The sequence below is a fragment of the Pseudoalteromonas qingdaonensis genome (assembly GCF_038739665.1).
Classification (GTDB): domain Bacteria; phylum Pseudomonadota; class Gammaproteobacteria; order Enterobacterales; family Alteromonadaceae; genus Pseudoalteromonas; species Pseudoalteromonas qingdaonensis.
Window position 1 is genome coordinate 145,885 of sequence record NZ_JBCGCU010000005.1, and the last position, 22,457, is coordinate 168,341.

Annotated in this window: 16 protein-coding genes; 5 read left to right on the forward strand and 11 right to left on the reverse strand. The window is 49.1% G+C overall.

Features of this window, described 5'->3' with window-relative positions; translation table 11 throughout:
• The first annotated feature begins 379 nt into the window (after positions 1-379).
• Positions 380-1,285, forward strand: coding sequence for a 1-aminocyclopropane-1-carboxylate deaminase/D-cysteine desulfhydrase (locus tag WCN91_RS06545; RefSeq protein WP_342677562.1), 906 nt, complete (start codon positions 380-382; stop codon positions 1,283-1,285).
• On the opposite strand, the gene WCN91_RS06550 is transcribed toward WCN91_RS06545, so the two are convergent.
• Positions 1,269-2,852 carry an EAL domain-containing protein gene (locus WCN91_RS06550; protein ID WP_342677435.1) on the reverse strand — a complete coding sequence of 528 codons (1,584 nt, stop codon included), beginning with the start codon at positions 2,850-2,852 and terminating at the stop codon, positions 1,269-1,271. The genes WCN91_RS06545 and WCN91_RS06550 overlap by 17 nt on opposite strands.
• A gap of 466 nt (positions 2,853-3,318) precedes the next feature.
• Here WCN91_RS06550 and WCN91_RS06555 point away from each other — a divergent pair, with 466 nt between their 5' ends.
• Positions 3,319-5,730, forward strand: coding sequence for a TonB-dependent receptor (locus tag WCN91_RS06555; protein WP_342677437.1), 2,412 nt, complete (start codon positions 3,319-3,321; stop codon positions 5,728-5,730).
• Between the two features lie 48 nt (positions 5,731-5,778).
• On the opposite strand, the gene ssb is transcribed toward WCN91_RS06555, so the two are convergent.
• Together ssb and WCN91_RS06565 are read right to left on the reverse strand one after the other, a co-directional pair.
• A complete protein-coding gene (gene ssb, locus WCN91_RS06560) occupies positions 5,779-6,468 on the reverse strand; it encodes a single-stranded DNA-binding protein (protein ID WP_342677438.1) in 690 nt (229 codons plus the stop codon).
• A gap of 19 nt (positions 6,469-6,487) precedes the next feature.
• On the reverse strand, positions 6,488-7,855 hold the full coding sequence (locus tag WCN91_RS06565) for an MFS transporter (RefSeq protein WP_342677440.1): 1,368 nt from the start codon (positions 7,853-7,855) through the stop codon (positions 6,488-6,490).
• A 208-nt stretch (positions 7,856-8,063) separates the two neighbouring features.
• On the opposite strand from WCN91_RS06565, the gene uvrA reads away from it, so the two are divergent.
• A complete protein-coding gene (gene uvrA, locus WCN91_RS06570; RefSeq protein ID WP_342677442.1) occupies positions 8,064-10,889 on the forward strand; it encodes an excinuclease ABC subunit UvrA in 2,826 nt (941 codons plus the stop codon).
• 257 nt (positions 10,890-11,146) lie between these two features.
• On the opposite strand, the gene WCN91_RS06575 is transcribed toward uvrA, so the two are convergent.
• Positions 11,147-11,545 (reverse strand): acyl-CoA thioesterase, encoded by a 399-nt coding sequence (locus WCN91_RS06575; RefSeq protein WP_342677443.1) that lies wholly within the window; start codon positions 11,543-11,545, stop codon positions 11,147-11,149.
• A gap of 28 nt (positions 11,546-11,573) precedes the next feature.
• On the opposite strand from WCN91_RS06575, the gene WCN91_RS06580 reads away from it, so the two are divergent.
• Positions 11,574-12,278 carry a 2OG-Fe(II) oxygenase gene (locus WCN91_RS06580; protein ID WP_342677444.1) on the forward strand — a complete coding sequence of 235 codons (705 nt, stop codon included), beginning with the start codon at positions 11,574-11,576 and terminating at the stop codon, positions 12,276-12,278.
• A 55-nt stretch (positions 12,279-12,333) separates the two neighbouring features.
• Here the strand turns inward: WCN91_RS06580 and WCN91_RS06585 are convergent, their stop codons facing one another.
• The 4 genes from WCN91_RS06585 to WCN91_RS06600 form a co-directional block, all read right to left on the reverse strand.
• Positions 12,334-13,572 carry a cysteine desulfurase-like protein gene (locus tag WCN91_RS06585; protein WP_342677564.1) on the reverse strand — a complete coding sequence of 413 codons (1,239 nt, stop codon included), beginning with the start codon at positions 13,570-13,572 and terminating at the stop codon, positions 12,334-12,336.
• 9 nt (positions 13,573-13,581) lie between these two features.
• Positions 13,582-14,214 carry a 2OG-Fe dioxygenase family protein gene (locus WCN91_RS06590; protein WP_342677446.1) on the reverse strand — a complete coding sequence of 211 codons (633 nt, stop codon included), beginning with the start codon at positions 14,212-14,214 and terminating at the stop codon, positions 13,582-13,584.
• 233 nt (positions 14,215-14,447) lie between these two features.
• Entirely contained in the window at positions 14,448-17,045 is a 2,598-nt protein-coding gene (gene acnB, locus WCN91_RS06595) for a bifunctional aconitate hydratase 2/2-methylisocitrate dehydratase (protein ID WP_342677448.1), read from the reverse strand.
• A gap of 258 nt (positions 17,046-17,303) precedes the next feature.
• Positions 17,304-18,359 carry an OmpA family protein gene (locus WCN91_RS06600; RefSeq protein ID WP_342677450.1) on the reverse strand — a complete coding sequence of 352 codons (1,056 nt, stop codon included), beginning with the start codon at positions 18,357-18,359 and terminating at the stop codon, positions 17,304-17,306.
• Positions 18,360-19,027: 668 nt separating this feature from the next.
• Between WCN91_RS06600 and trmA the strand changes: the two genes are divergently transcribed.
• On the forward strand, positions 19,028-20,125 hold the full coding sequence (trmA, locus tag WCN91_RS06605; RefSeq protein ID WP_342677452.1) for a tRNA (uridine(54)-C5)-methyltransferase TrmA: 1,098 nt from the start codon (positions 19,028-19,030) through the stop codon (positions 20,123-20,125).
• Positions 20,126-20,175: 50 nt separating this feature from the next.
• Here the strand turns inward: trmA and WCN91_RS06610 are convergent, their stop codons facing one another.
• Genes WCN91_RS06610 through WCN91_RS06620 form a run of 3 tightly spaced genes read right to left on the reverse strand, consistent with a single transcriptional unit; the run spans position 20,176 to position 22,457 of the window.
• On the reverse strand, positions 20,176-20,808 hold the full coding sequence (locus WCN91_RS06610; RefSeq protein WP_342677454.1) for a thiol:disulfide interchange protein DsbA/DsbL: 633 nt from the start codon (positions 20,806-20,808) through the stop codon (positions 20,176-20,178).
• A 16-nt stretch (positions 20,809-20,824) separates the two neighbouring features.
• Complete coding sequence (locus WCN91_RS06615) at positions 20,825-21,445, reverse strand: thiol:disulfide interchange protein DsbA/DsbL (protein ID WP_342677456.1); 621 nt, start codon at positions 21,443-21,445, stop codon at positions 20,825-20,827.
• Between the two features lie 34 nt (positions 21,446-21,479).
• On the reverse strand, positions 21,480-22,457 hold the full coding sequence (locus WCN91_RS06620) for a serine/threonine protein kinase (RefSeq protein ID WP_342677458.1): 978 nt from the start codon (positions 22,455-22,457) through the stop codon (positions 21,480-21,482).

Genomic DNA, 22,457 nt, shown 5'->3' on the forward strand with positions numbered 1-22,457 from the left:
CATACATGCGCTCACCTAGCTAAGCTGCGAAGCATTGCTTCGATCTTGCTCGCCTATGTAGAATAACTACATAAGAACAACTCCGCCTCGTTAGCATATCATTTATCCAGCGCTATCTCTGCTCACATACTTAACAGAACTGGTATTACATACCGTTAAAGCTAGGCACTAAGGCGCATTAATTTATACACTTTACTTTATGTGCAACCGAAATACACTCGACTTACGATACGATTCAATCCGTTTTGTAAGCGTTAGCCAGCAATATTAAGCGGATGGTACTTAGGGCTATACGAATTACACATTTACCGCCCTGTAATAACCCACAATCTGTTGCTGAAACAACCAACTAAGGACGAAAACCTAGTAGTAATTTATGATGATTGTACCAAATTTAGTCCCTGAGTCACCCCTGCAGCCGCTTAGGGATCCACTGCTAACAAAACATGGCGTGCGCCTGAGTATTAAACGTGACGATTTGCTGCATCCCATTATTCATGGCAACAAGTGGCGCAAGTTAAAATACAATCTGGTCGCCTTTGCCCAATCCGGTAAATCCGAGCTACTGACCTTTGGTGGCGCGTTTTCCAACCACCTGTATGCCAGTGCTGCCGCCGGCAAAATATTCCGTATACCAACGCACGCCATAGTGCGCGGCCCGCAGCTGGATGAATACAACCCTACCCTGCGTTTTGCCAGGGCCTGCGGTATGCGGCTGCATCCGGTTACCCGTATCGAGTATCGCCAGCGCAATTGCCCTGAGTATCTTGAACAATTACAGCAGCGCTTTAGCAAGGCCTATATTCTTCCCGAAGGCGGTACCAATGCAGCAGCTTTAAAGGGAGTTGCTGAGCTGGCCCAGAGCCTGCCGGAACATCAGTTTTTAGCATGTGCCACCGGCAGCGGCGGTACCCTGGCCGGACTTTTATCCGGGCATACACAAACTCAGGTGTTGGGCATCGCTGTGCTGAAAAATGCCGAATACTTACAACAAGAAATCACCCAGTTTCAGCCGCAGCCTAACCGCGATTGGCGTTTACTCTGTGACCATCATGATGGTGGTTATGGACACTTCAGTCCCGAATTATGGCGTTTTTGTCAGTGGTTTGAGCGCACTCATAAGGTGCCCCTAGAGCCCATTTACAGCGGTAAGATGATGTATGCCTTATGGCAGCTGATCGAACAGGGTTATTTTCCCGACGGCAGCCATATTATTGCCATTCATACCGGTGGTTTACAGGGTAGGATGGGGCTTAGATACCGCGGCCTTATTGAGGCAAATTAAAGGCACTGAGTTGGTTGATAGCGCCGGTGAAGTAAAAACCCTGCGCTCCTTGCACACCCAGTTGTTTTAGCACTTCGGCCTGTTGCTGGCGCTCAATACCAACCGCGTAAACGGCTATCCCAAAACGCTGGGCGTTAGCGACATAAGATAAAACCCGACGCTGAATATGCCTGTCCGTATCCACATGACTGATCAATTCACTGGCCAGTTTTACAGCCTTAATCGGCACCTTAAGAGTGCTTAAGGAATCCGTGGGCCACTTGCTTAACTGATCGACAATGATACCGCGCTGACAGGCTGCCGTGCTTTTTAAACGCTTAGCTATCAGCCTGGGCTGTTTTGCCAACAGCGCTGCCGGGCATTCCAGGCACACCCTGGAGTGTGCCGTAAGAAACTCTTCTAACCGCCGCCACATATCATCATCAAGCCAGGAGCTGGGGTGAATATTTAAACTGATATCAGCCTGCAGCTGCTCGCTCTTAAGCATGGTTTCAAGACGCTTTAATACGGCAATATCAACGCTGCGCGCGGCGCTTTCAGGGGTGCTGTGACTTAGTAAATATTCCGACGAAATCAGCCCAAGCTGTGGATGGCGAATTCGCAGCAAGGTTTCATGATGAATAATCTCCTCATTATATAAGCCGAATACAGGCTGGAAGAAACACACAAACTGCTCGTTATTAATGGCATCTACCAAAGAGCAGGACTTGGCGGCCAGCAGCATGGAATGATTATGGCTAAAGGGAATGCGGTAACAATGCTTGTGCTCGCTCTGACGCGCCAGTGCTAAAGCCGATTGGCACAGCTGATACACCACCGCCTGATCGGCACCGCTGCGGTAATTACAAAGCCCAACTTTCACCTCATCACGACGCAAATCAGGTAATAAGTTACGGCAACATTTAAGGGCCATAACACTAAAGTTTTGCAGATGGGTTTCCAATTGTTTATAGGCCACTTCTTTAACCGTAATGGCAAGGCAGCCGGAATTAAGAACTTTCACCGATACCCTTTGTTGATGCTGCAACTGCTCTTGTAACAGAGTCTCGAATAAACTGGCAATTCCTGTTGCCACCGAGCTTAAACGCTGGCAATAAACAATGGCGAAAACACTTTGATAAAGCTGGTTGACCCCCAGCAAATTGGCACTGGCCGGATGGGTATCCTGGTGTTCGGCTTCTTTTTTCTGCCCCCCGCGATGGCTGAATGCCCGTGCCGATCGCCATTCGGTCCTGCGCAGCCACTGCACCAGGCGCCATAAGAAAATAAGCAACAAAACATTAATGGCAATAAACCAATGGCTATGCTGCTGCCACAAGGGCTGACTATAGACGGTGAGCGACCCTGAGCTTAGCGCCAGCTTAAACTGTACCGGCATCACAAAACTGCCCCGCTGTGCCTTGCTTGATAAGCCATAAGGTGCCAGGACAGTGGACAGCACCTGCTCGTTAACACTGCCCAATTGCTCAAGCCGCGTTTCCAGTTGCTGTATTTGCGATTGCCGCTCCTGCATCAAGCTCCACACTAAAATGGCGTTGAACAACACCATTAGCAGCGTGCCAAGCATGCAAGTTAAGCCAAGCTTTTGATACTTAGTGAAAATGGACAAATCCAAGGTCTATTAGTCATCTTTACCCATGACTAAAGTGTTGTCTATGAGCAGGGGAAGCTCAAGTGTGAGTCCAGAAAAAAGCCCCGAAGTACGGGGCTTGCAGAAGAAACTATCTAGATTTCAATAAGCTTGTCTATGCAGCATTTTTCTCATTCGTCTGGCTCTCGACAATAATCCCCTCCTGCATTGCATTTGTTGTTTGTAGGCCGGTTCTCTGCATCGACAAGGTGCCAACCGGTTACCCTTTGTCGGCATAAAATGCAGACCTACAAAGGTATTTTGCGCCAGGGCTAATTATTTGCAATCAAACAGATACAAGCATATAGCCACTTTAATTATTTTCTAATTAAGGTAATTAAAACTTGAAATGAAAACAATACGCATTAAGATTGCGGCCAAATTTATTTAACTTGTACCCTTTATGAACTCATTCAATTACTCTTTACTCAGCATCGCCTGCCTCAGCGCGCTTAGCGCACACGCCAATGATCACAGCGACATAGAGCGCATTACCGTTTACGACAAACAAAACCGCGTTGTTCTCGAGTCAGGTCTGGCGACTAAATCGAACATGACCTTGATGGAAACGCCGGCTCCAGTAGTGATAATTGATCGCGACCTAATTAACTCGCAAGGGGTCAGTAACCTGCAGGATTTAGTGCGCAATGTCAGCGGCCTGACTCAGGCTGGCAATAACTACGGTATTGGCGATAACTTGGTTGTTCGCGGCCTCGGGGCAAACTACACATACGACGGCATGTACGGTGGTGCAGGCCTTGGTAACACCTTTAACCCCACCCGCTCACTGACCAATGTTGAATCGGTGGAAGTGCTTAAAGGCCCGGCAACCGGCCTCTATGGCATGGGCAGTGCTGGCGGCGTGATCAACCTGATTGAGAAAAAACCGCAATTCAATGCTCAGCACACAGTTGCCGCCAAGGTAGGCCAATGGAACAGCTACTCGCTGGCCATCGACAGCACAGCGGCCATTACCGAACAGCTGGCCTATCGTATCAATGCCAAAAGCGCCCGCAGCGATGGCTATCGTGATTTAAAAGATGACCGCGATGAAGTATATGCGGCGCTCAAATATGTGTTCAACGACCAGCAAGATCTTATGCTCTCGGCGGCCTACATAGATGATGCGATTGCCGTGGATTCTATCGGCCACCCAATTCGCATCTACAATGCCGCCTCTGTAGGAGGCAAAACGGCGGGAGACGTCAGTGGCGTAGATCTGCTCAATGATCCTAATGGTGCAGGTGTCCAGCTAAGCGATGCACAGCGCCAACAACTGGCAGATTCATTGAGCGCTAACGATGGCTTAACCCCTTATCACTTTGGTCATCGCGGGATTATCTCACCCATGGCCAAAGACAACGAGGGCGAAGAATTACGCCTTAAGCTGACCCATAACATTTATATCACCGATGATCTGCTCCTTAATCAGCAGCTCCAATACCGTAATTACGAATCTAGCTTTGCCCGACAAACCGGAGCCTATAACTATGTATACTGGAACCGCAACGGGGTAATTAATGCTGACCCACGCGCACCTTTGGTTATTGACGACACACTTTACCCCTTTGCTGCCAGACGCCAGGAATATCGACAGGTCGAGGCCGATGAAAAGTCCTGGCAGTACTTTGCCGACTTGCGTTACAACTTTACCATCAACGATATAGACAATGAGTTGCTGGTCAACGCCAATTACGAAGACCGAGATATTCGCCTTAGTCAGTACTCTATTTTTGATGCCGACAAGATAATTAAAAACAAGCAAGGCGAGGTGATCTACCAAGGTCAGCTACCCTACATCCTGGATATGCGCAATCCCAACTGGGGGACGGGCGACTTCCACGATTACGACCCGCTACAAACCAGCAATTACAATAAGAAGGTGCGCGCCGGGGGCGTGGGCTTGCAGCATGTGGCTTATATTCATAATACCTTTACCACGCGTATTGGCCTGGCCTACAACCACATTAAGCAAAGCTATGAACACCTTGGTGTCGACCCTCGCTATCGCGCCAGCGCCGCCGCGCCTACCCCAGAAGCAAACACTTCCGACAGTGGCCTGACTTATAACCTGGGTGCGACTTATCGGCCGACTGACGATCTGTCGTTCTTTATTAATCATGCCAAAGGGCGCACTGCTTACAGCGTACTCGGCTCAGTTGCAGGCAACGAAGCCGATCGGGATGATGCCGAGTCGATCAGCAATGATATAGGTATGCGCTTTAAAGCCTTCGACGATCAACTCTTGGCTTCACTCATCTTGTTCGATACGGCGCGCACAAATCTCGAATATGCTAACCCGGATTATGAAGCCGGCGTCTCGGCTCCCTCGGTGCCAAAAAGCTACTATAACGGTGAGGAACAAACCACAGGGGTGGAACTGGATCTCAATGCCGACTTGAATGCCCGCTGGAAGATCAACCTCAATGCCGTTTACCAGGACGCCAGGGATAAGAAAAACCCTCACGCTACCTCTTTCGACACCCGCCAAAAAGGGGTACCTTATGTAACTGCCAGTACCTGGCTCACCTACTCTGCCGACTGGTTTAAACTGGCGTCACCATTAAACCTGAGCGCCGGAGTACAATATGTGGATGATCGCAGTACCAACTCAACTTCCTTCGGCATTCCCGACGGCTATGTGCCCAGCTATACTGTGTATGATGCGGTGCTGGCCTATCAGGCTGAGCAGTGGCAGGTACAGTTAAACCTCAACAATGTGTTTAACAAAAAATACTATTCAAAAGCCATGTATTTAGGCGGTATGCCCGGCGAAGAACGCAATGCCGAGCTAACCTTCAGCTACAGCCTTTAGAGATAAAAAAACCCAGCATTTTCGCTGGGTTTTTCTTTTTGTCTTTGTCTAGAACGGAATATCGTCATCGAAGTCGATTGGCGGTTCCATTGGGTTGGCTGCACCACCTTGAGGGGCATTTTGTGGCTTAGGAGCGAAACCGCCGCCTTGTTGGCCACCTTGATGACCACCCTGCTGGTTGCCATAACCGCCGCCCTGCTGGCCACCTTGCTGTGGAGCCGCTTGCTGTTGCATACCTTGGTTGCCCTGCGGAGCGTAGCTCTGCTGCTGTGACTGACCATAGCCGCCACTTTGCTGACCGCCTTGCTGGCTCTGCGCCTGGCCGCCACCGTAGCCGCCCTGCTGTTGGCCACCTTGGTAACTGCCTTGACCGCCGCCTGGGTTTTCACCGCGACCGCCAAGCATCTGCATTTTACCGTCGAAACCGTCTACCACGATTTCCGTGGTGTACTTTTCCTGACCGCTTTGATCTGTCCATTTACGGGTTTGCAATTTACCTTCGATATAAACCTGTGAACCTTTACGCAGGTACTCACCGGCTACCTCGGCCAGCTTGCCGAATAACACCACGCGGTGCCACTCGGTACGCTCTTGCATCTGACCTGTGTTTTTATCCTTCCAGCTGTCGCTGGTCGCGATGCTAATGTTAGCAACGCCATTGCCGTTAGGCATGTAGCGAACTTCAGGGTCTTGACCCAGGTTGCCCACTAAAATCACTTTATTAATACCGCGCGCCATGGATATATACTCCTACTTTTTACGCTGAGGCGACCAGCTGTTGCGCCGCCTGTAAATCAAATTTCTTCTCGTCTACCTTAAGGTAGCTACGGTTTTCATCACATACCACCGTGGCTTCAAGCACGCCCGGCAGCTCGACCAATTGCGCCGCTAATTGTTCTGCATCATGTTCGCTGCCTACTGCACTTAGCAAACTGATAATTTTACTGCGCGGCGGTACTCGCATTTTTACAGCAATGACGAACCATATTAACCCAACCAAGGCGGCAGCCGCAAACACCATCTCAGGGGTGCCGCGCTGAGCCACAAATCCGCCAAGAATACCGCCCAAAAAGGCACCGATAAACTGGGAGGATGAGAACACGCCCATGGCCGAGCCCTTCTGATTGGCCGGCGATAGTCGTGATACCAGGGCTGGCATGGTCGCCTCTAAAAAGTTAAAGGCGATAAAATACAACATCATACACAGGGCTATCATATAGACAGAGTTGGCTGCGAAAACCAAGCCCAGCATGCTGACAACCAGCATAAATATGGCCACCAAAAACAGCGGTTTTTCCTTTTGCTTAGCCACAGCCACTATCATCATAGGCACCATAAGCACAAAAGATAAAATAAATACCGGAATATACAATTGCCAATGCTGGGCCGCAGGTAAACCATCTTTAATAAGCTGCGGCGGCAAGGAAACAAAAATGGTGGTCAGGGTCAGGTGTAAAAACAGCACCCCCAAATCCAAACGCGCCAGATCCGGGTGACGCACCAGCTTACCCACATCCCGCAGGGTCACACTGGTTTCCCCCTTGGGAGCCCGATTAACCGCACTGGGCACCAGCCACACAACTATGACCATACCCACCAGCGCCAGAGCCGCCGTTAACCAAAAGATACCTGAGACGCCAAAGCTGGCCGCCACCATGGGGCCTAGCAACATGGCTATCGCAAAGCTCATGCCGATACTCATGCCGATCACCGCCATCACCTTGGGACGCTGCTCATCACGACTTAAATCCGCAGCCAATGCCAACAAGGCACTGGCAATGGCGCCCATGCCCTGTAGTGCTCGACCCAGGGTCAGCATATACATGGACTCGGCCAAAGCGGCTATCACAGAGCCCAGAGCAAAGACGATTAATCCGCCGATAATAATACGTTTACGACCGAAGCGGTCAGACAGCCAGCCCATGGGGATTTGCAACAGCGCCTGAGTCAAACCGTAGGCACCAATGGCAAGGCCTATCCACAAGGGCGAAAAACCACTGAGATCCTGACCATAAATGGCCAGCACCGGCATCAACATAAAGAGGCCAAGCATACGAAAGGCAAACACGCTCGCCAACGACAGCGCGGCGCGCTTTTCAACACTGTTTAACTGGGATGCAGACATGACGGATTAATAATCGGCTGATGAAAAATTCTATCTTGGCCGGCGATGATAGCATAATCGCCCGCCATTAGGACATGCCTGACGGCGAATTTAGCCCTTGGCAAGATGCAAGCCATCGCCCCAGCGAAAGGACAAGAAAGCATCGCTAAGTCATGGCATACTATGCGATACTTACAGGTTAATAAATAGCTCGGGAAACAGGCGGAGAATGGATAACATCGAAGTTCGCGGTGCACGCACTCATAACCTCAAGAACATCAACCTAACCATACCTCGGGATAAGTTGATCGTCATTACCGGATTATCAGGCTCGGGCAAATCGTCCCTCGCCTTCGACACCCTGTATGCCGAAGGGCAAAGGCGTTATGTGGAGTCCTTATCGGCCTACGCGCGCCAGTTTTTGTCGCTAATGGAAAAGCCCGATGTAGATCATATTGAAGGCCTGTCGCCGGCTATTTCCATCGAGCAGAAGTCCACTTCTCATAACCCGCGTTCAACCGTGGGCACTATTACCGAAATATACGATTACCTGCGCTTGCTGTTTGCCCGTGTTGGTGAGCCACGTTGCCCAACCCATCACCTGCCACTGGCGGCGCAAACCATCAGCCAGATGGTAGATCAGGTGCTGGCCCTGCCCGAGGGCAGCAAGCTGATGTTGTTGGCGCCCGTGGTAAAAAACCGTAAGGGTGAGCATGTTAAGCTGCTCGAGCAACTGGCGGCACAAGGCTATATCCGCGCCCGTATCGATGGCGAAGTCTGTGATCTATCCGATCCTCCGCCGTTAGAGCTACATAAAAAGCACACCATAGAAGTGGTGGTTGACCGTTTAAAGGTGAAAGAAGGCCAGCAACAACGTTTAGCCGAGTCTTTTGAAGCCGCGCTGGAGCTCTCAGGTGGCGTTGCTCAGGTGGCCGCCATGGATGATTCCCTTGAAGAAGAGCTGGTGTTCTCCGCCAACTTTGCCTGCCCAAGCTGTGGCTATGCCATGAGCGAACTTGAGCCAAGATTATTCTCCTTTAATAACCCGGCCGGTGCCTGTCAAAGCTGTGACGGCCTGGGTGTACGCCAGTATTTCGACCCCCATCGCGTGGTTCATAACCCCGAGCTAAGCCTTGCCGGTGGCGCCATTAAGGGCTGGGATAAGCGCAGCTTCTACTATTTCCAAATGCTGCAATCTGTAGCCGAGCATTATCAGTTTGATTTAGATACGCCTTTCCAGGATTTAAGCGATGAAGCCAAAAAAGTGGTGCTTGAAGGCTCGGGCAAGGACAAGGTCGCCTTCCATTATCGTAACGACCGCGGCGATTTAATTACCCGCAATCATGAATTCGAGGGTGTGCTCAATAATATGCAGCGCCGCTACCATGAAACCGAGTCTAACTCGGTGCGTGAAGAGCTGGCCAAGTACCAAACCTCGCAAGCCTGCCCCAGCTGTAGCGGCTCACGCTTACGCCAGGAAGCACGTAACGTCTTTATCGATGAAACCAACCTGCCGACCGTGACCCTGATGAGCATAGGCCAGGCCTTCGACTATTTCGACAGCCTGGAATTCAGCGGCCAAAAGGCGAAAATAGCCGATAAGATACTTAAAGAAATTCGCGACCGCTTATCCTTCCTGGTTAATGTCGGCCTGAATTATTTATCTCTGGAGCGCAGCGCCGATACCCTTTCCGGAGGTGAAGCTCAGCGCATTCGCTTGGCCAGCCAGATTGGTGCCGGCCTAGTGGGAGTTATGTACGTGCTGGATGAGCCCTCCATCGGCTTGCATCAGCGTGACAACGACCGCCTGCTACAGACACTGACGCGCCTACGCGACCTCGGCAATACTGTCTTGGTGGTGGAGCACGATGAAGACGCCATTCGCGCCGCCGACTACATTATCGATATCGGCCCAGGCGCCGGTGTCCATGGTGGCCACGTGGTGGCCGAAGGCTCGCGCGACGACATCATAAATAACCCGGACTCATTAACCGGCCAATACCTCAGCGGCGCCAAAGAAATCGCCGTACCCAAGGAGCGCCACCCCACTAACGAAAAATGGCTGGAGCTGTTTGGCGCCACCGGCAATAACCTCAAGAATGTCGACTTGCGTATTCCATTCGGCTTAATGACCTGTATTACCGGTGTCTCCGGCTCGGGTAAGTCGACCCTGGTTAATGACACCTTGTTTAAGGTAGCGCATACCGTACTCAACGGTGCCACCGCGGTTGAGCCGGCGCCGCATAAAGAAATCACTGGCCTGGATCATTTCGATAAGGTTATCGATATCGACCAAAGCCCGATCGGCCGTACGCCACGCTCAAACCCGGCCACCTATACGGGTATTTTCACCGCCATACGGGAACTCTTTGCCGGCACTCAAGAGTCGCGCTCGCGTGGCTACAAGGTGGGTCGCTTTAGCTTTAATGTTAAGGGCGGACGCTGTGAGGCCTGTCAGGGCGATGGCGTGATCAAGGTGGAAATGCACTTCCTGCCGGATGTGTATGTGCCTTGCGATGTGTGTCAGGGCAAACGCTATAACCGCGAAACCCTGGAAGTGCTCTACAAGGGTAAAAACATCCATCAGGTGTTGGAAATGACGGTAGAAGACGCCCGCGAATTCTTTGATGCCATTCCTGCGATCAATCGTAAGCTGCAAACCCTGATGGATGTGGGTCTTTCTTACATTCGTTTGGGACAGGCGGCAACCACCTTATCCGGTGGTGAGGCGCAGCGTGTTAAACTGGCCCGAGAGCTGTCCAAGCGCGACACGGGTAAAACCTTGTATATTCTCGATGAGCCCACTACCGGCCTGCACTTCCATGATATTCAGCAACTGCTGACAGTATTGCACCGCCTGCGCGATCACGGCAATACCATAGTGGTTATTGAGCATAACCTGGATGTGATCAAAACCGCCGACTGGATTGTTGATCTAGGGCCGGAAGGCGGCAGCGGCGGCGGGGAAATTCTTGTCGCCGGTACGCCGGAAGAAGTGGCTGCGCATGAGCAATCCCATACCGGGCACTATCTCAAGCCACTGTTGGCAAAATAAGCAATTAGGGGGTAAAGCCTGAATAGTTAACAAAAATATTCAGGCTTATAATGACGGCCCCCTTATTACGCCTTAAAGCAAAAACAGCTCGCAGCGCAAGAAACCCCTTCCACAATGCACCTTGAAGCAAAAATAGTAAGGTGGTTGAGCTCAATGATTATGAAGTTGTTGAGCTCTTCGAGGATAAGCAAGCGTAATATGGCGTGCGTTTTGAAACAAAAAATGTGTCTCTCCCGCCTTTCCCGCCATCCCAAGCTCTATTGAGCCACCTCAAGATGCTGGCTAAGTTGTGCCTTTTCGTCTTCGCTTAAGGCTTGTGACGCTTTATCTTCGAAGTTATAACGCACCATCACGGTTTTTCCTTCGGCGCAGCACTGGCGATGCTGCCAGGCCTGTTGTTTGATCACAAAAGAGCTGGAACCGATGCGCTCGATCATGGTTTTTACTTCCACTTCCTGGCCGTAAAAAAGCTCGCCCAAAAAGGTCACTTCCACCTTAGCAACAATCAAGCGCCATTGATGTGGATTAAGATCTGGGGTAAAGATTTTAAAAATAGGTGTACGGGCGGCTTCAAACCACACCGGTAGTACGGTATTGTTGATGTGCCCGAGGACATCCGTTTCACTAAATCTGGGCTGAACTTTTTCAATAAGCATAATAATTCCAATAGATAAGGTTGCAGTCATGACAGACTTTATTGGCGTTTATGATAACGCGCTTAGTGACACTTTTTGTAGTCAGTTTATCGAGCTGTTCGAGCAGAGCCCGCATTTGAAGCAGGGTACCACCTCTGGCGGCATAGATTTAAGTAAAAAAGACAGTAAAGACCTTTACCTCAATGCTCACCCCGAGTACCAACAGCACTTGCAGCATATTCAACATGTCACCGCGCAACACGTGATGCGCTATGTTGAAGAACATCTATTTATGATGATTGGCGCCTTTGGTTTACAGGTCTTCCACCCTAAAACCGGCAAACCGGTAGCGCTGAATCAGGACAACTTTGAAGAGGTGGCCAAACCCCAGCTGGGTACCTTGATGCAACAGCTGTTTCGTTTAGGCAGTATTCAAGCGCAGAAATACGATATCAATAAGGGCGGGTATCCTTACTGGCACAGTGAAGTTTATCCGCAAACCGGCCATAACGAAGCCTTACACCGGGTGCTGCTGTTTATGTTCTACTTGAACGATGTCAGTGAAGGCGGCGAAACCGAGTTTTACTATCAAAACCGTAAAATCGCCCCAAAACGCGGCACCATGGTGGTCGCACCAGCCTACTTTACCCATACCCACCGCGGTAACAAACCCTTGTCGAATGACAAATACATTCTTACTTCTTGGGTGTTGTTTAATCGCGCCGAGCAGATCTACGGCCGACCAAGTAAATAACCCACAGCCCAAGATCAAAAAAGGCTGCCTAGGCAGCCTTTTACGTTCCCCAATCCTACGAGCCGAGTAGCTCGCCGAACAGGGCAAATAAACGATCAATCTCTTCGATACTGTTGTAGTGCATACAACCGATACGTACCACACCACCTTTATCCATTACGCCTAATTGCTCACACAGGCCCTGGGCGTAGAAGTTACCGTCCCATACACAGACATGCTGCTTGCCTAAGAACTCGGATACCTGACGTGGCTCTAAATCATCGAAGGTCAGGGCAAAGGTCGGCGTACGCTCGGCCAGACGCTCCATATCATCAATACCGAATAGGCTAATCTGCGGAAATTCTTTTAGGCGTGTAAGGAAGTGCTTGCTTAATGCCATTTCGTGCTCTTTGCTGTTGGCAAATGCCGCTTCAAGACGCTGACGACGCGGCAGTTGCGCATCCAAGCCGCTCAACGAAGCGATATAGTCCACGGCGGCGACCACACCGGCCAGGCCTTCAAAGCTTTGCGTACCCGTCTCCCAACGACCCGGAACTACATCTTTCGCCGGCTCTACCTTGTATGGGGTGAAGTTTTCCAAATGCTCGCGCTTACCGTAAACGATGCCCACATGAGGGCCGAAGAACTTATAGGCCGAGCAGGCAAGGAAATCACAATCCAGTGCCTGCACATCCACCAGCTCATGTGGAGCATAGTGAACCGCATCCACATACACCAGGGCACCATGCAGATGTGCCAGCTCGATAATGCGCTTCACATCATTGATAGAGCCCGTGGTATTCGACGCATAGGTTACGGCGACCAGCTTGGTATTGGCATTAAGCAATGACTCGAAATGCGCCATATCCAGGGTGCAATCCGCTTCATTGATACGCAGCGCATGCACAGTGGCTCCTTTATCCTCGGCGGCCTGACGCCACGAAGACACATTGGAGAAGTGATCCGCATTGGTGACTATGATCTCGTCGCCACTTTGCCAAGTACGTGAAATAGCGCGACTAAAGCTAAAAGTTAAACTGGTCATATTGGCGCCGAAGACGATTTGCTCAGCGCTAGGGCTGTTAAGCAGGTCGGCAATGGCCTGACGGGCCTCGCTCATCACCGCCACGGTTTTATCGCTGGAGAAAAACGCGCCGCCCAGGTTTGAGTTATAAAAACCCAGGTAGGCCGCCATGGCATCCAATACCGATTGCGGTACTTGCGCGCCACCCGGGCCATCAAAAAAGATTGGCGACTCGCCGTTAACTTGCTGCATTAAGGCTGGAAACTGGCTTCGTAGAGAGACTAGATTCATCATTCTTCCTTAGGCAGTCAGTACAAAACAATCAAGATAGCCGATCTTCGACTCATCCAGCTTGTTCATCGGGGTGGCGTTGTGCCACACCTGACGATCGTCGATAAGAGCGAACATGCCGTCTTTGATTTCCATCTTGAAACAAGGCTTGGCTTCTTTGTGCTCGTATACCAATAACTCGCCGCCTTCAATATTTTCATGAGACACGCCACATACACAGACGTGATCGAAACCATCCTGATGTATACCTTCTGGGGCTGGCGGTGTATCGCTGTCGATGGCCAGCATACGGAACTGGTGAATTTCGATATCGCGGTCGGCGTCGATGCCAGTCATGGCAATAAACTCGGCCACAATGCGCTTCATGCCTTCGCTTGCCAGTAGCTCTGCATCGAGGTTTTCATAGCTACGCTCAATATTGCCCTGGAAGGTATTGATGGAATCATCTTGTACAAAGGCTTTGGCTGGCTGAAGCTTTAGCGCCCCCTGCTCTGCTTTGATCACTGAATAACGACGCTTACGGAAGGCACCATCGGCATAGGGATTATCGGGAAGATGGTCGAAAGAAGGCTTTACCGCGTCAATATGAGACTGGTCAATGAAACGAAGCTGCAGAAGGTTCTGGTTATTTAACGAAGTCATAAAGATCCTGCCTTGATAAGAAAATTGGCGGGGATTTTAAGCTATTTCCGTCGCAGGTTTGATTTCATTTAGCGACAATTTTGATATCAAATTAAATAAAAAAACCTTTAATCTTAAATTTTACGGATTGAAAATTAAAAATATGAAAACTTACTAAAGATCATATCCTATTTTAACTAATTTTAAACATAAAAAAGCCCGCTATATAAGCGGGCTTTTATCACCAATGCTGATTACACGGCTTGCTGGATAATAACGTTATCCGCTTTTTTGGTGTACTGAGGCATCTTGTGGAAGTTCAAGTAACGGTAAGTATCAGCCGCTGTTGCGTTGATCTTCTCCGCGTATTCTTGATATTCCGCTGGTGTAGGCAGTTTACCTAGAATTGCCGCTACCGCTGCAAGCTCGGCAGAAGCTAGGAATACGTTGGCACCTGTACCTAGACGGTTAGGGAAGTTACGCGTAGAGGTAGAAACAACCGTTGCCTTATCAGCAACACGTGCTTGGTTACCCATACACAATGAACATCCCGGAGTTTCGATACGCGCACCTACACGACCGAAGATACCGTAGTAACCTTCATCGGTAAGCTGGTCTTTATCCATCTTAGTAGGTGGTGCAACCCAAAGTTGAGTTGGTAGACGACCACCGAAGTTATCTAGTAGCTTACCAGCGGCACGGAAGTGACCGATGTTAGTCATACATGAACCGATGAATACTTCGTCGATCTTTTCGCCTGTTACGTCTGAAAGAAGACGTGCGTCATCCGGGTCATTAGGAGCACAAAGAATTGGCTCTTTGATTTCCGCCAGGTCGATCTCGATTACGTGCGCGTATTCAGCATCAGCGTCAGCTTCCATAAGCTCTGGATTAGCCAACCACTCTTGCATCGCGTTGATACGACGCTCGATAGTACGTACATCACCGTAGCCTTCAGCGATCATCCACTTAAGCATAACGATGTTCGACTCTAGGTACTCAGAGATAGACTCTTTGCTTAGCTTAACGGTACAACCCGCGGCTGAACGCTCGGCAGAGGCATCTGAAAGCTCGAACGCTTGCTCAACGGTTAGGTGCTCAACACCTTCGATCTCTAGTACGCGACCAGAGAATTCGTTGATCTTACCCTTCTTCTCAACGGTAAGCAGGCCTTGCTTGATACCGTAGTAAGGGATTGCATGTACCAGGTCACGTAATGTGATACCAGGCTGCATTTCGCCTTTGAAGCGTACTAGTACCGACTCAGGCATATCCAGTGGCATAACGCCTGTTGCCGCTGCGAATGCAACCGCACCAGAACCCGCTGGGAATGAAATACCTAGAGGGAAACGAGTATGCGAGTCACCACCTGTACCTACGGTATCAGGAAGAAGCATACGGTTTAGCCATGAGTGGATTACACCGTCACCTGGACGTAGCGATACACCGCCACGGTTCATGATGAAATCAGGCAGCGTGTGGTGTGTATTTACGTCGATAGGCTTAGGATAAGCAGACGTGTGACAGAAAGACTGCATAGTTAGGTCAGCAGAGAAGCCAAGACAAGCAAGGTCTTTCAGCTCGTCACGAGTCATAGGACCTGTGGTATCTTGCGAACCAACTGTGGTCATCTTTGGCTCACAGTATTGACCAGGGCGAACGCCAGGCATGTTACATGCTTTACCTACCATTTTCTGAGCCAGGGTGTAGCCCTTGCCAGAATCGGCAACAAGTGCTGGCTTGCGGAAGATATCTTCGGCTTCCATACCTAGAGATGCACGTGCTTTGTCTGTTAGACCACGACCGATGATTAGTGGAATACGGCCACCGGCACGTACTTCATCAAGGATCACGTCTGACTTCATCTTGAACGTAGAGATAACTTCGTCGGTACCGTGACGCTTAACCACACCTTCATACGGGTAGATATCGATTTGATCACCCATGTTCATGTCGTCAACGTTTAGCTCGATAGGTAGTGCACCTGAGTCTTCCATGGTGTTGAAGAAGATAGGAGCGATCTTACCGCCTAGACATACACCGCCAACGCGCTTGTTTGGCACGTGAGGAATGTCATCACCCATAAACCAAAGTACCGAGTTGGTCGCTGATTTACGTGATGAACCAGTACCCACAACGTCACCTACATAGGCTAGTGGTAGACCCTTGGTTTTAAGCTCTTCAAGCTGGGCGATTGGACCGATTTCACCGGGTTTATCAGGGTTGATACCATCGCGCTCGTTCTTAAGCATAGCTAGGGCATGCAATGGGATATCCGGGCGAGACCAGGCATCTGGAGCAGGTGAAAGGTCATCAGTGTTAGTTTCACCGGTTACCTTGAACACGGTTACAGAGATTTTCTCTGGCACAGCCGGCTTCTCAAGGAACCATTCGGCATTTGCCCAAGATTCGATAACCTGCTTAGCAAATTCGTTACCCGCTTTGGCTTTTTCTTCTACATCATAGAAGGCATCAAACATAAGCAGGGTGTGTGACAGGCCTTTTACTGCGAATGGCGCCAGTGCAGCATCGTCTAACAGATCAATCATAGGCTCGATGTTATAACCACCTAGCATGGTGCCAAGTAGCTCGGCCGCTTTTTCTTTATTGATTAGTGGCGACTGCGCTTCACCTTTTGCAACTGCGGCTAGGAAGCCCGCTTTTACATAGGCGGCGTCATCTACGCCAGGCGGTACACGGTTAATAAGAAGGTCTAGGATAAACTCTTCTTCACCGGCAGGTGGATTCTTGATTAATTCGATCAGGTCAGCAGTTTGCTGAGCATCTAATGGTGCAGGCACAATACCTTGGGCTGCACGCTCTTCAACATGTTTACGATATTCTTGAAGCACAATTATGCCCTCTTGGTGACGTGAAAGTAGCAGACTTCAGCGCGTCCATACTACTTATAGAATTTTGACACCATGCAAGTATAAAGGCTTTAAAGATAGAAGAAAATTGTCACCGCCGCCTAGAGGCAAAATAGTCAATATAAATACAGTGAATGTAGGGGCTTTAAAACTATAGACTGGTGAATATTGAGTAATAATTATTTGCAAAAAGCCCGGCTGGTGCCGGGCTTCATTATCTTAGGTAAAATAACCTAATACTTAGTTGCGTTTAACTTTAACACGCTCAGTTACTGAGATGTGTGCTTCAACGCGACGGTTTTCAGCGTGAGCTTCTTTGGTGTTTGCAGTGTTCAATAGACGCTCTTCACCTAGGCCTACAGTTTCTACGCGAGAAGCAGAGATACCATCATTGATTAGTTGCTTAGCAACGCCGTCTGCACGCTTTTTAGAAAGCTTTTTGTTGTAACCAGCATCGCCTACTGCTGAAGCGTGACCTTCAAGTAGTACGTTAGTTTGCGGGTACTTGGTCATGAAATCAGCTACTTTTTGGATATCATCCAAGTAACGCTGGTTAACATCTGAGTTATCGTGTGGGAAACGAACTAACAAGCTAACCTTGTCGCCTTTTTCCATGTAACGAGTACAGCCAGACGCATCTACTGCATCTTCCATAGGTGTGTTTGCACACTTATCGTTGGCATCAAGTACACCGTCTTTGTCTGTGTCTTTTGGCTCTGGCTTAGGTGCAACAACTACTGGTGCTGGCTCAACTTTTTTAGGCTCAGGCTTGTCACCAAAGTGGTAGCTAAGACCTAGTTTAAGACCGAAATCAGAATGGTTCTGGTTAAGACCTTCATAGTAGTTAGCTTCACCAAACATCGCCCAGTTGTAGTTTAGGTGATTACGGAAACCGAAACCTAGGTTAGCTGCGTTGAAATCATCGTATACGTCAAATTTCTTCGCGCCTAGCACACCGTAGAAAGTGTCGTTGAAGTGGTACAATACATCAGCACCGTAACGCTCACCGGTTTTGTGGTTGTTTGAGTTTTCTTTATCAAGCTCAAGCGCCGCGAATTCTAGACGCGCAGTCCAGTCTTCGTTAAAGCGGTAGCCTACTTCGATACCTGAACCGAAAGACTCACCTAGTGCAACATTGGCAGGGGTTGCGCCCTTGATGTTGTCCCAGTCAGCCCAGAAGTAATCACCAAAAACACCAATGTGAATACCTTCATGAGGGTTTTTCTGTTCTTCAGCAACAACAGCTTGTGATGCCATTGCCAAAACGATAGCAGCAGAAAGTGATTTGATTTTCATTGTTTCCATCCCATTTTACGATTATCGATTATGCGCACTAAGGCAAATTGGGCCTTTATGCGCCAAGTAAGAGCTCCATCTTGTGCCTCTTACTTAGTTATATTCCGATGATTCATTAATCTATCAGCCGACATTTCTTGCTTTTATCGCAGGTGCTATACGGCACCAGGTCTAGATCCGCGCTAACAGGTTTCAACACATCTACATTGTAGCCTAATTAAGCAAGTTCGCGCCTTAACTTAATCAGGTACGCTATATTAAAGCATTATATTCCTGAATATAAGATGATTTTAGTATTAAAGTAGTAAAATTTCTGCCACTTTGCAAAGTGCAATATAAAAGTCATCTCTTATAGTCAGCCTAGACGATAAATTGTGATTTAATTAACCGCAGTCGTTAAATTGAGTAAGCAAGGCAGAAAAATACTCATCGCATCTGTAGTAAACCCCCTGTATCCACCCGCCTCGTTTACCAAGGTTTCTTTATTACCCGAACTTCGACAAGTAATTCTCCCGGCTCAAGACCCGAATTTTATAATGGCCCAAAGCGCTCATAGTCAGAGCAAGGTATCTAGCTGTAGAAAAAACAAACAAGAATATGGCGCTTGTACTGGACAATTGGGCGCAGCTACCTACAATAGCGGCGCACATAAATTAGTAGAGGTTTGCATGCCAGTAATAGAAATCGACGCGTCCGGGTACGACCAGCAATTAGCAGAAAAAGAACAGCGTATTCTTGCGCAATTTTCTCGCTTTGGTGTCAATAAGTTAGAAGTGTTTGCCTCGGCCCCGAAACATTACCGGCAACGTGCGGAATTTCGTGTCTGGCATGATGGCGATGACCTTTATCACATTATGTTCGATCAACAGAGCAAAGAAAAAGTCCGTGTCGAGCGCTTCGACCCGGGTGCCGAGCTGATCAATGAACTGATGAGTGCGATGATCACCGAGCTCAAAGATAACGAGCTGATGCGCCGTAAGCTGTTTCAAATCGATTATCTGACCACGTTGAGCGGCAACGCCTTAATCAGCCTGCTCTATCACAAACAGTTAGATGAACAGTGGTTGCAAGCGGCGCAGGATCTACAAGCACGACTGCAACAGCGCTTTAATGTCGAGCTTATTGGCCGCGCCCGCAAACAAAAGCAGGTACTGGCCACGGATTACGTGATTGAGCAACTAGAAGTAAATGGCCGTACTTATACCTATCAGCAAGTGGAAAACAGCTTTACCCAACCCAATGCCAAGGTAAATGAGTCTATGCTGGCTTGGGCTCAGGATATCTGTGCGCCCTTGAGCAATGACCTGCTTGAGCTTTACTGTGGTAATGGCAACTTCTCAATCGCCCTAGCGGGTTCTTTTAATCGCGTACTGGCCACGGAAATTTCCAAGTCATCGGTACACTCGGCGCAATATAATATTGCCGCCAACAAGGTTGAAAACCTGGATATCATCCGTATGAGTAGCGAAGAATTTACGCAGGCAATGCGTAAAGAACGTACCTTTACCCGCTTGGGCAATATCGATTTGCACAGCTATGATTGCCAAACCATATTAGTCGATCCACCAAGAGCCGGTATGGATGAGCTAACCTGTAAGCTTACCAGCGAGTACGACAACATCATCTATATCTCCTGCAACCCAGAAACCCTGGAGCGAGATTTGGAGATGCTGACGCAAACTCACGAAATAGCCCGTTTTGCTATTTTTGATCAGTTCCCCTACACCCATCATATTGAATCCGGGGTCTACCTAAAGCGCAAATAAAGACATAAAAAAACCGCATCAAGATGCGGTTTTTTTATTCTTCGCTGTACTTACTTCTTAGCTAAGTAATTAATTAGCGCGGCGATATCATCTGGCTCGGTGACGCCAGAATCACGACCTAAGATTAAACGATACTTACCGTTAACAATAAAGGTAGGCACACCTTTAAGGGCACCCTTTTCTTTAAAGTATTCTTGATCGCGCTGCATCTTTGAGGCTTTAGTGCGTACCGCAAAGCCTTCGAATAACTTGTCGAACTTTTGTGCATCAACGCCATTGGCAACAAACACATCTCTTACGTCGGCCATTTCGTTAAACTGCGAACGTTTATTGTGAATGTGGTTAAAGATGGCAGCAACCAAAAGCTCTTTTTCAGGTAACACACTGGCTGTGGCCAGCGCTTGCGACAACATGTCCTGGTTTTCTGCGGTGCGGCCACCCATAAAGTTTACATGACTGCGCTTAAAGCTCACGCCTTCGTTTAGCTTAGGCTTAACGTCTCTTAGTAAACCTTCATAAGCGTTACAGGCTGGGCAGTAGAAAGAAAAGAATTCTTTTACTTCCGGCTTATGGCTAGCGCGCTCAGAAACAACTTCATAGTGAGTACCTTCTTCAAACTGTGCTGCCACTGCTGTCAAAGGTAATGCCAGCGCCATTAGCGCCAGGGCAATAAACTTCTTCATACCTTTATTCTCCGTGTTATTTTTCTAATAAATGGTTAACGAGCTCATTAAGCTCTTGCTGCGACTTCACAGTGTGTACATGCACCTTGTATTTGTCGTTAACAATAATGGTAGGCACACCTGTTAGAGCGCCGGCCTTGGTATAGGTTTCCTGTGCTTCCAAAGCGGCCTTTTCACCGGCCAATACCGGCATGCTGCTTGCTAACATGCTATAACGCTCGGCACCAATCCCATGATCCGCCAGTAATTTTGCTACCGCTTGTTGCGATTGCAGCGGCTCGCGTTGCAGATGAATACTCTTGAAGATGGCCTCGGCAACTTGCTCGCCCTTGCCTTCTTGCTGAGCAATCAGATACGCCGTAGTCAGACGATTTTGCGCGGCCTTGTCCAAACGTAAAAAGTTTACATGACTTTTAATAAAGGGCACATCCTTTGGCAAGGCGCCTTTAAGCGCATCAACCGCCGGTTCTAAACGGTAACAATGAGGACAGTAAAAAGAAAAGAACTCGGTTACCTTGTCACTTTCAGAAGCCTGGGTCTCAAGTACCTGATAATGCTCGCCAGCCTTAAAGTCGGCAGCCCAAGAGGCCAGAGGTAAACAAAGTAGTAATAACGAAGCTGTTAATGTTTTTATCATAATCGTCTCTTTTAAATTCAATTTGGCTGCGCGCTTATGGCATCAATTTTAACGCTGGCTCATCCAGCGCCGCCAGCTGCTCTTTTAATGCCAGAGTTTGCTGCTCCCAGTATTTGTCTTGTGCGAACCAAGAAAAGTTCCGCTCAAATGCCGGGTCTTGCCAACGTTTGGCAATCCAGCCCATATAATGCACCATGCGCATCGCCCGCAGCGGCTCTATTAAACGTAACTGACCATGCTCAAAATGGGCAAACTCCTCATAGGCATTCACCAGGGTATCAAGCTGAATAAGCTGATTATGGCGATCGCCACTTAGCATCATCCATAAATCCTGCATCGCTGGGCCCTGACGGCTATCATCAAGGTCAACAAAGGTTAGCATATCATCACCGGACCAGAGAATGTTGCCAGCGTGGCAGTCTCCATGCAAGCGTATAGTAGCAACACTCTGGTATAAGCGGCTAGCTTTGTCGATAACCTGATCGAGCACGGTGTAAAAAGGTAAAGACATTGCCTCGCTTACCAAGTTACTGTGCTGCAAATGAACCTTGGCTTGATATAGGTATTCATCACAACCAAGCACAGGCCGCGTGGTAAAAGGCTTTGCCGCGGCCACCTTGTGCATACGGCCAATTAAACGGCCAAGCTGTTCTAGCTGGTCGAGATTATCCATCTCAAACTGGCGACCACCCACACTGGGGAACAGTGTAAAGCGATAGCCTTGATGCTCAAACAAGGTCTGACCATCGATACGCAACGGCGCCACCACAGGTACCTCAGCCTCTTGCAGCTCGGCACTGAAGCTATGCTCTTCAAGGATCTGCTCATTGCTCCAGCGCTGGGGGCGATAAAATTTTGCCACATAGCGGCGCTTATCCTCGGCCATAAACTGATAAACGCGGTTTTCGTAGCTATTAAGCGCCAGCAGGCCTGACTCAGCATAGATGCCCACACCATCGAGGGCATCTAAAATGGTATCAGGTGTGAGCGAGGCAAAACTAAATTCACTCAC

Bases quoted from the DNA above. Each gene is read 5' to 3' on its own strand.
- WCN91_RS06565 (WP_342677440.1), bottom strand. From the start codon at position 7,855: ATGTCTGCATCCCAGTTAAACAGTGTTGAAAAGCGCGCCGCGCTGTCG.
- WCN91_RS06555 (WP_342677437.1), top strand. From the start codon at position 3,319: ATGAACTCATTCAATTACTCTTTACTCAGCATCGCCTGCCTCAGCGCG.
- trmA (WP_342677452.1), top strand. From the start codon at position 19,028: ATGCCAGTAATAGAAATCGACGCGTCCGGGTACGACCAGCAATTAGCA.
- WCN91_RS06615 (WP_342677456.1), bottom strand. From the start codon at position 21,445: ATGATAAAAACATTAACAGCTTCGTTATTACTACTTTGTTTACCTCTG.
- WCN91_RS06600 (WP_342677450.1), bottom strand. From the start codon at position 18,359: ATGAAAATCAAATCACTTTCTGCTGCTATCGTTTTGGCAATGGCATCA.
- ssb (WP_342677438.1), bottom strand. From the start codon at position 6,468: ATGGCGCGCGGTATTAATAAAGTGATTTTAGTGGGCAACCTGGGTCAA.
- WCN91_RS06550 (WP_342677435.1), bottom strand. From the start codon at position 2,852: ATGCTTGGCACGCTGCTAATGGTGTTGTTCAACGCCATTTTAGTGTGG.
- uvrA (WP_342677442.1), top strand. From the start codon at position 8,064: ATGGATAACATCGAAGTTCGCGGTGCACGCACTCATAACCTCAAGAAC.
- WCN91_RS06545 (WP_342677562.1), top strand. From the start codon at position 380: ATGATTGTACCAAATTTAGTCCCTGAGTCACCCCTGCAGCCGCTTAGG.
- WCN91_RS06585 (WP_342677564.1), bottom strand. From the start codon at position 13,572: ATGAATCTAGTCTCTCTACGAAGCCAGTTTCCAGCCTTAATGCAGCAA.
- WCN91_RS06575 (WP_342677443.1), bottom strand. From the start codon at position 11,545: ATGCTTATTGAAAAAGTTCAGCCCAGATTTAGTGAAACGGATGTCCTC.
- WCN91_RS06610 (WP_342677454.1), bottom strand. From the start codon at position 20,808: ATGAAGAAGTTTATTGCCCTGGCGCTAATGGCGCTGGCATTACCTTTG.
- WCN91_RS06590 (WP_342677446.1), bottom strand. From the start codon at position 14,214: ATGACTTCGTTAAATAACCAGAACCTTCTGCAGCTTCGTTTCATTGAC.
- WCN91_RS06580 (WP_342677444.1), top strand. From the start codon at position 11,574: ATGACAGACTTTATTGGCGTTTATGATAACGCGCTTAGTGACACTTTT.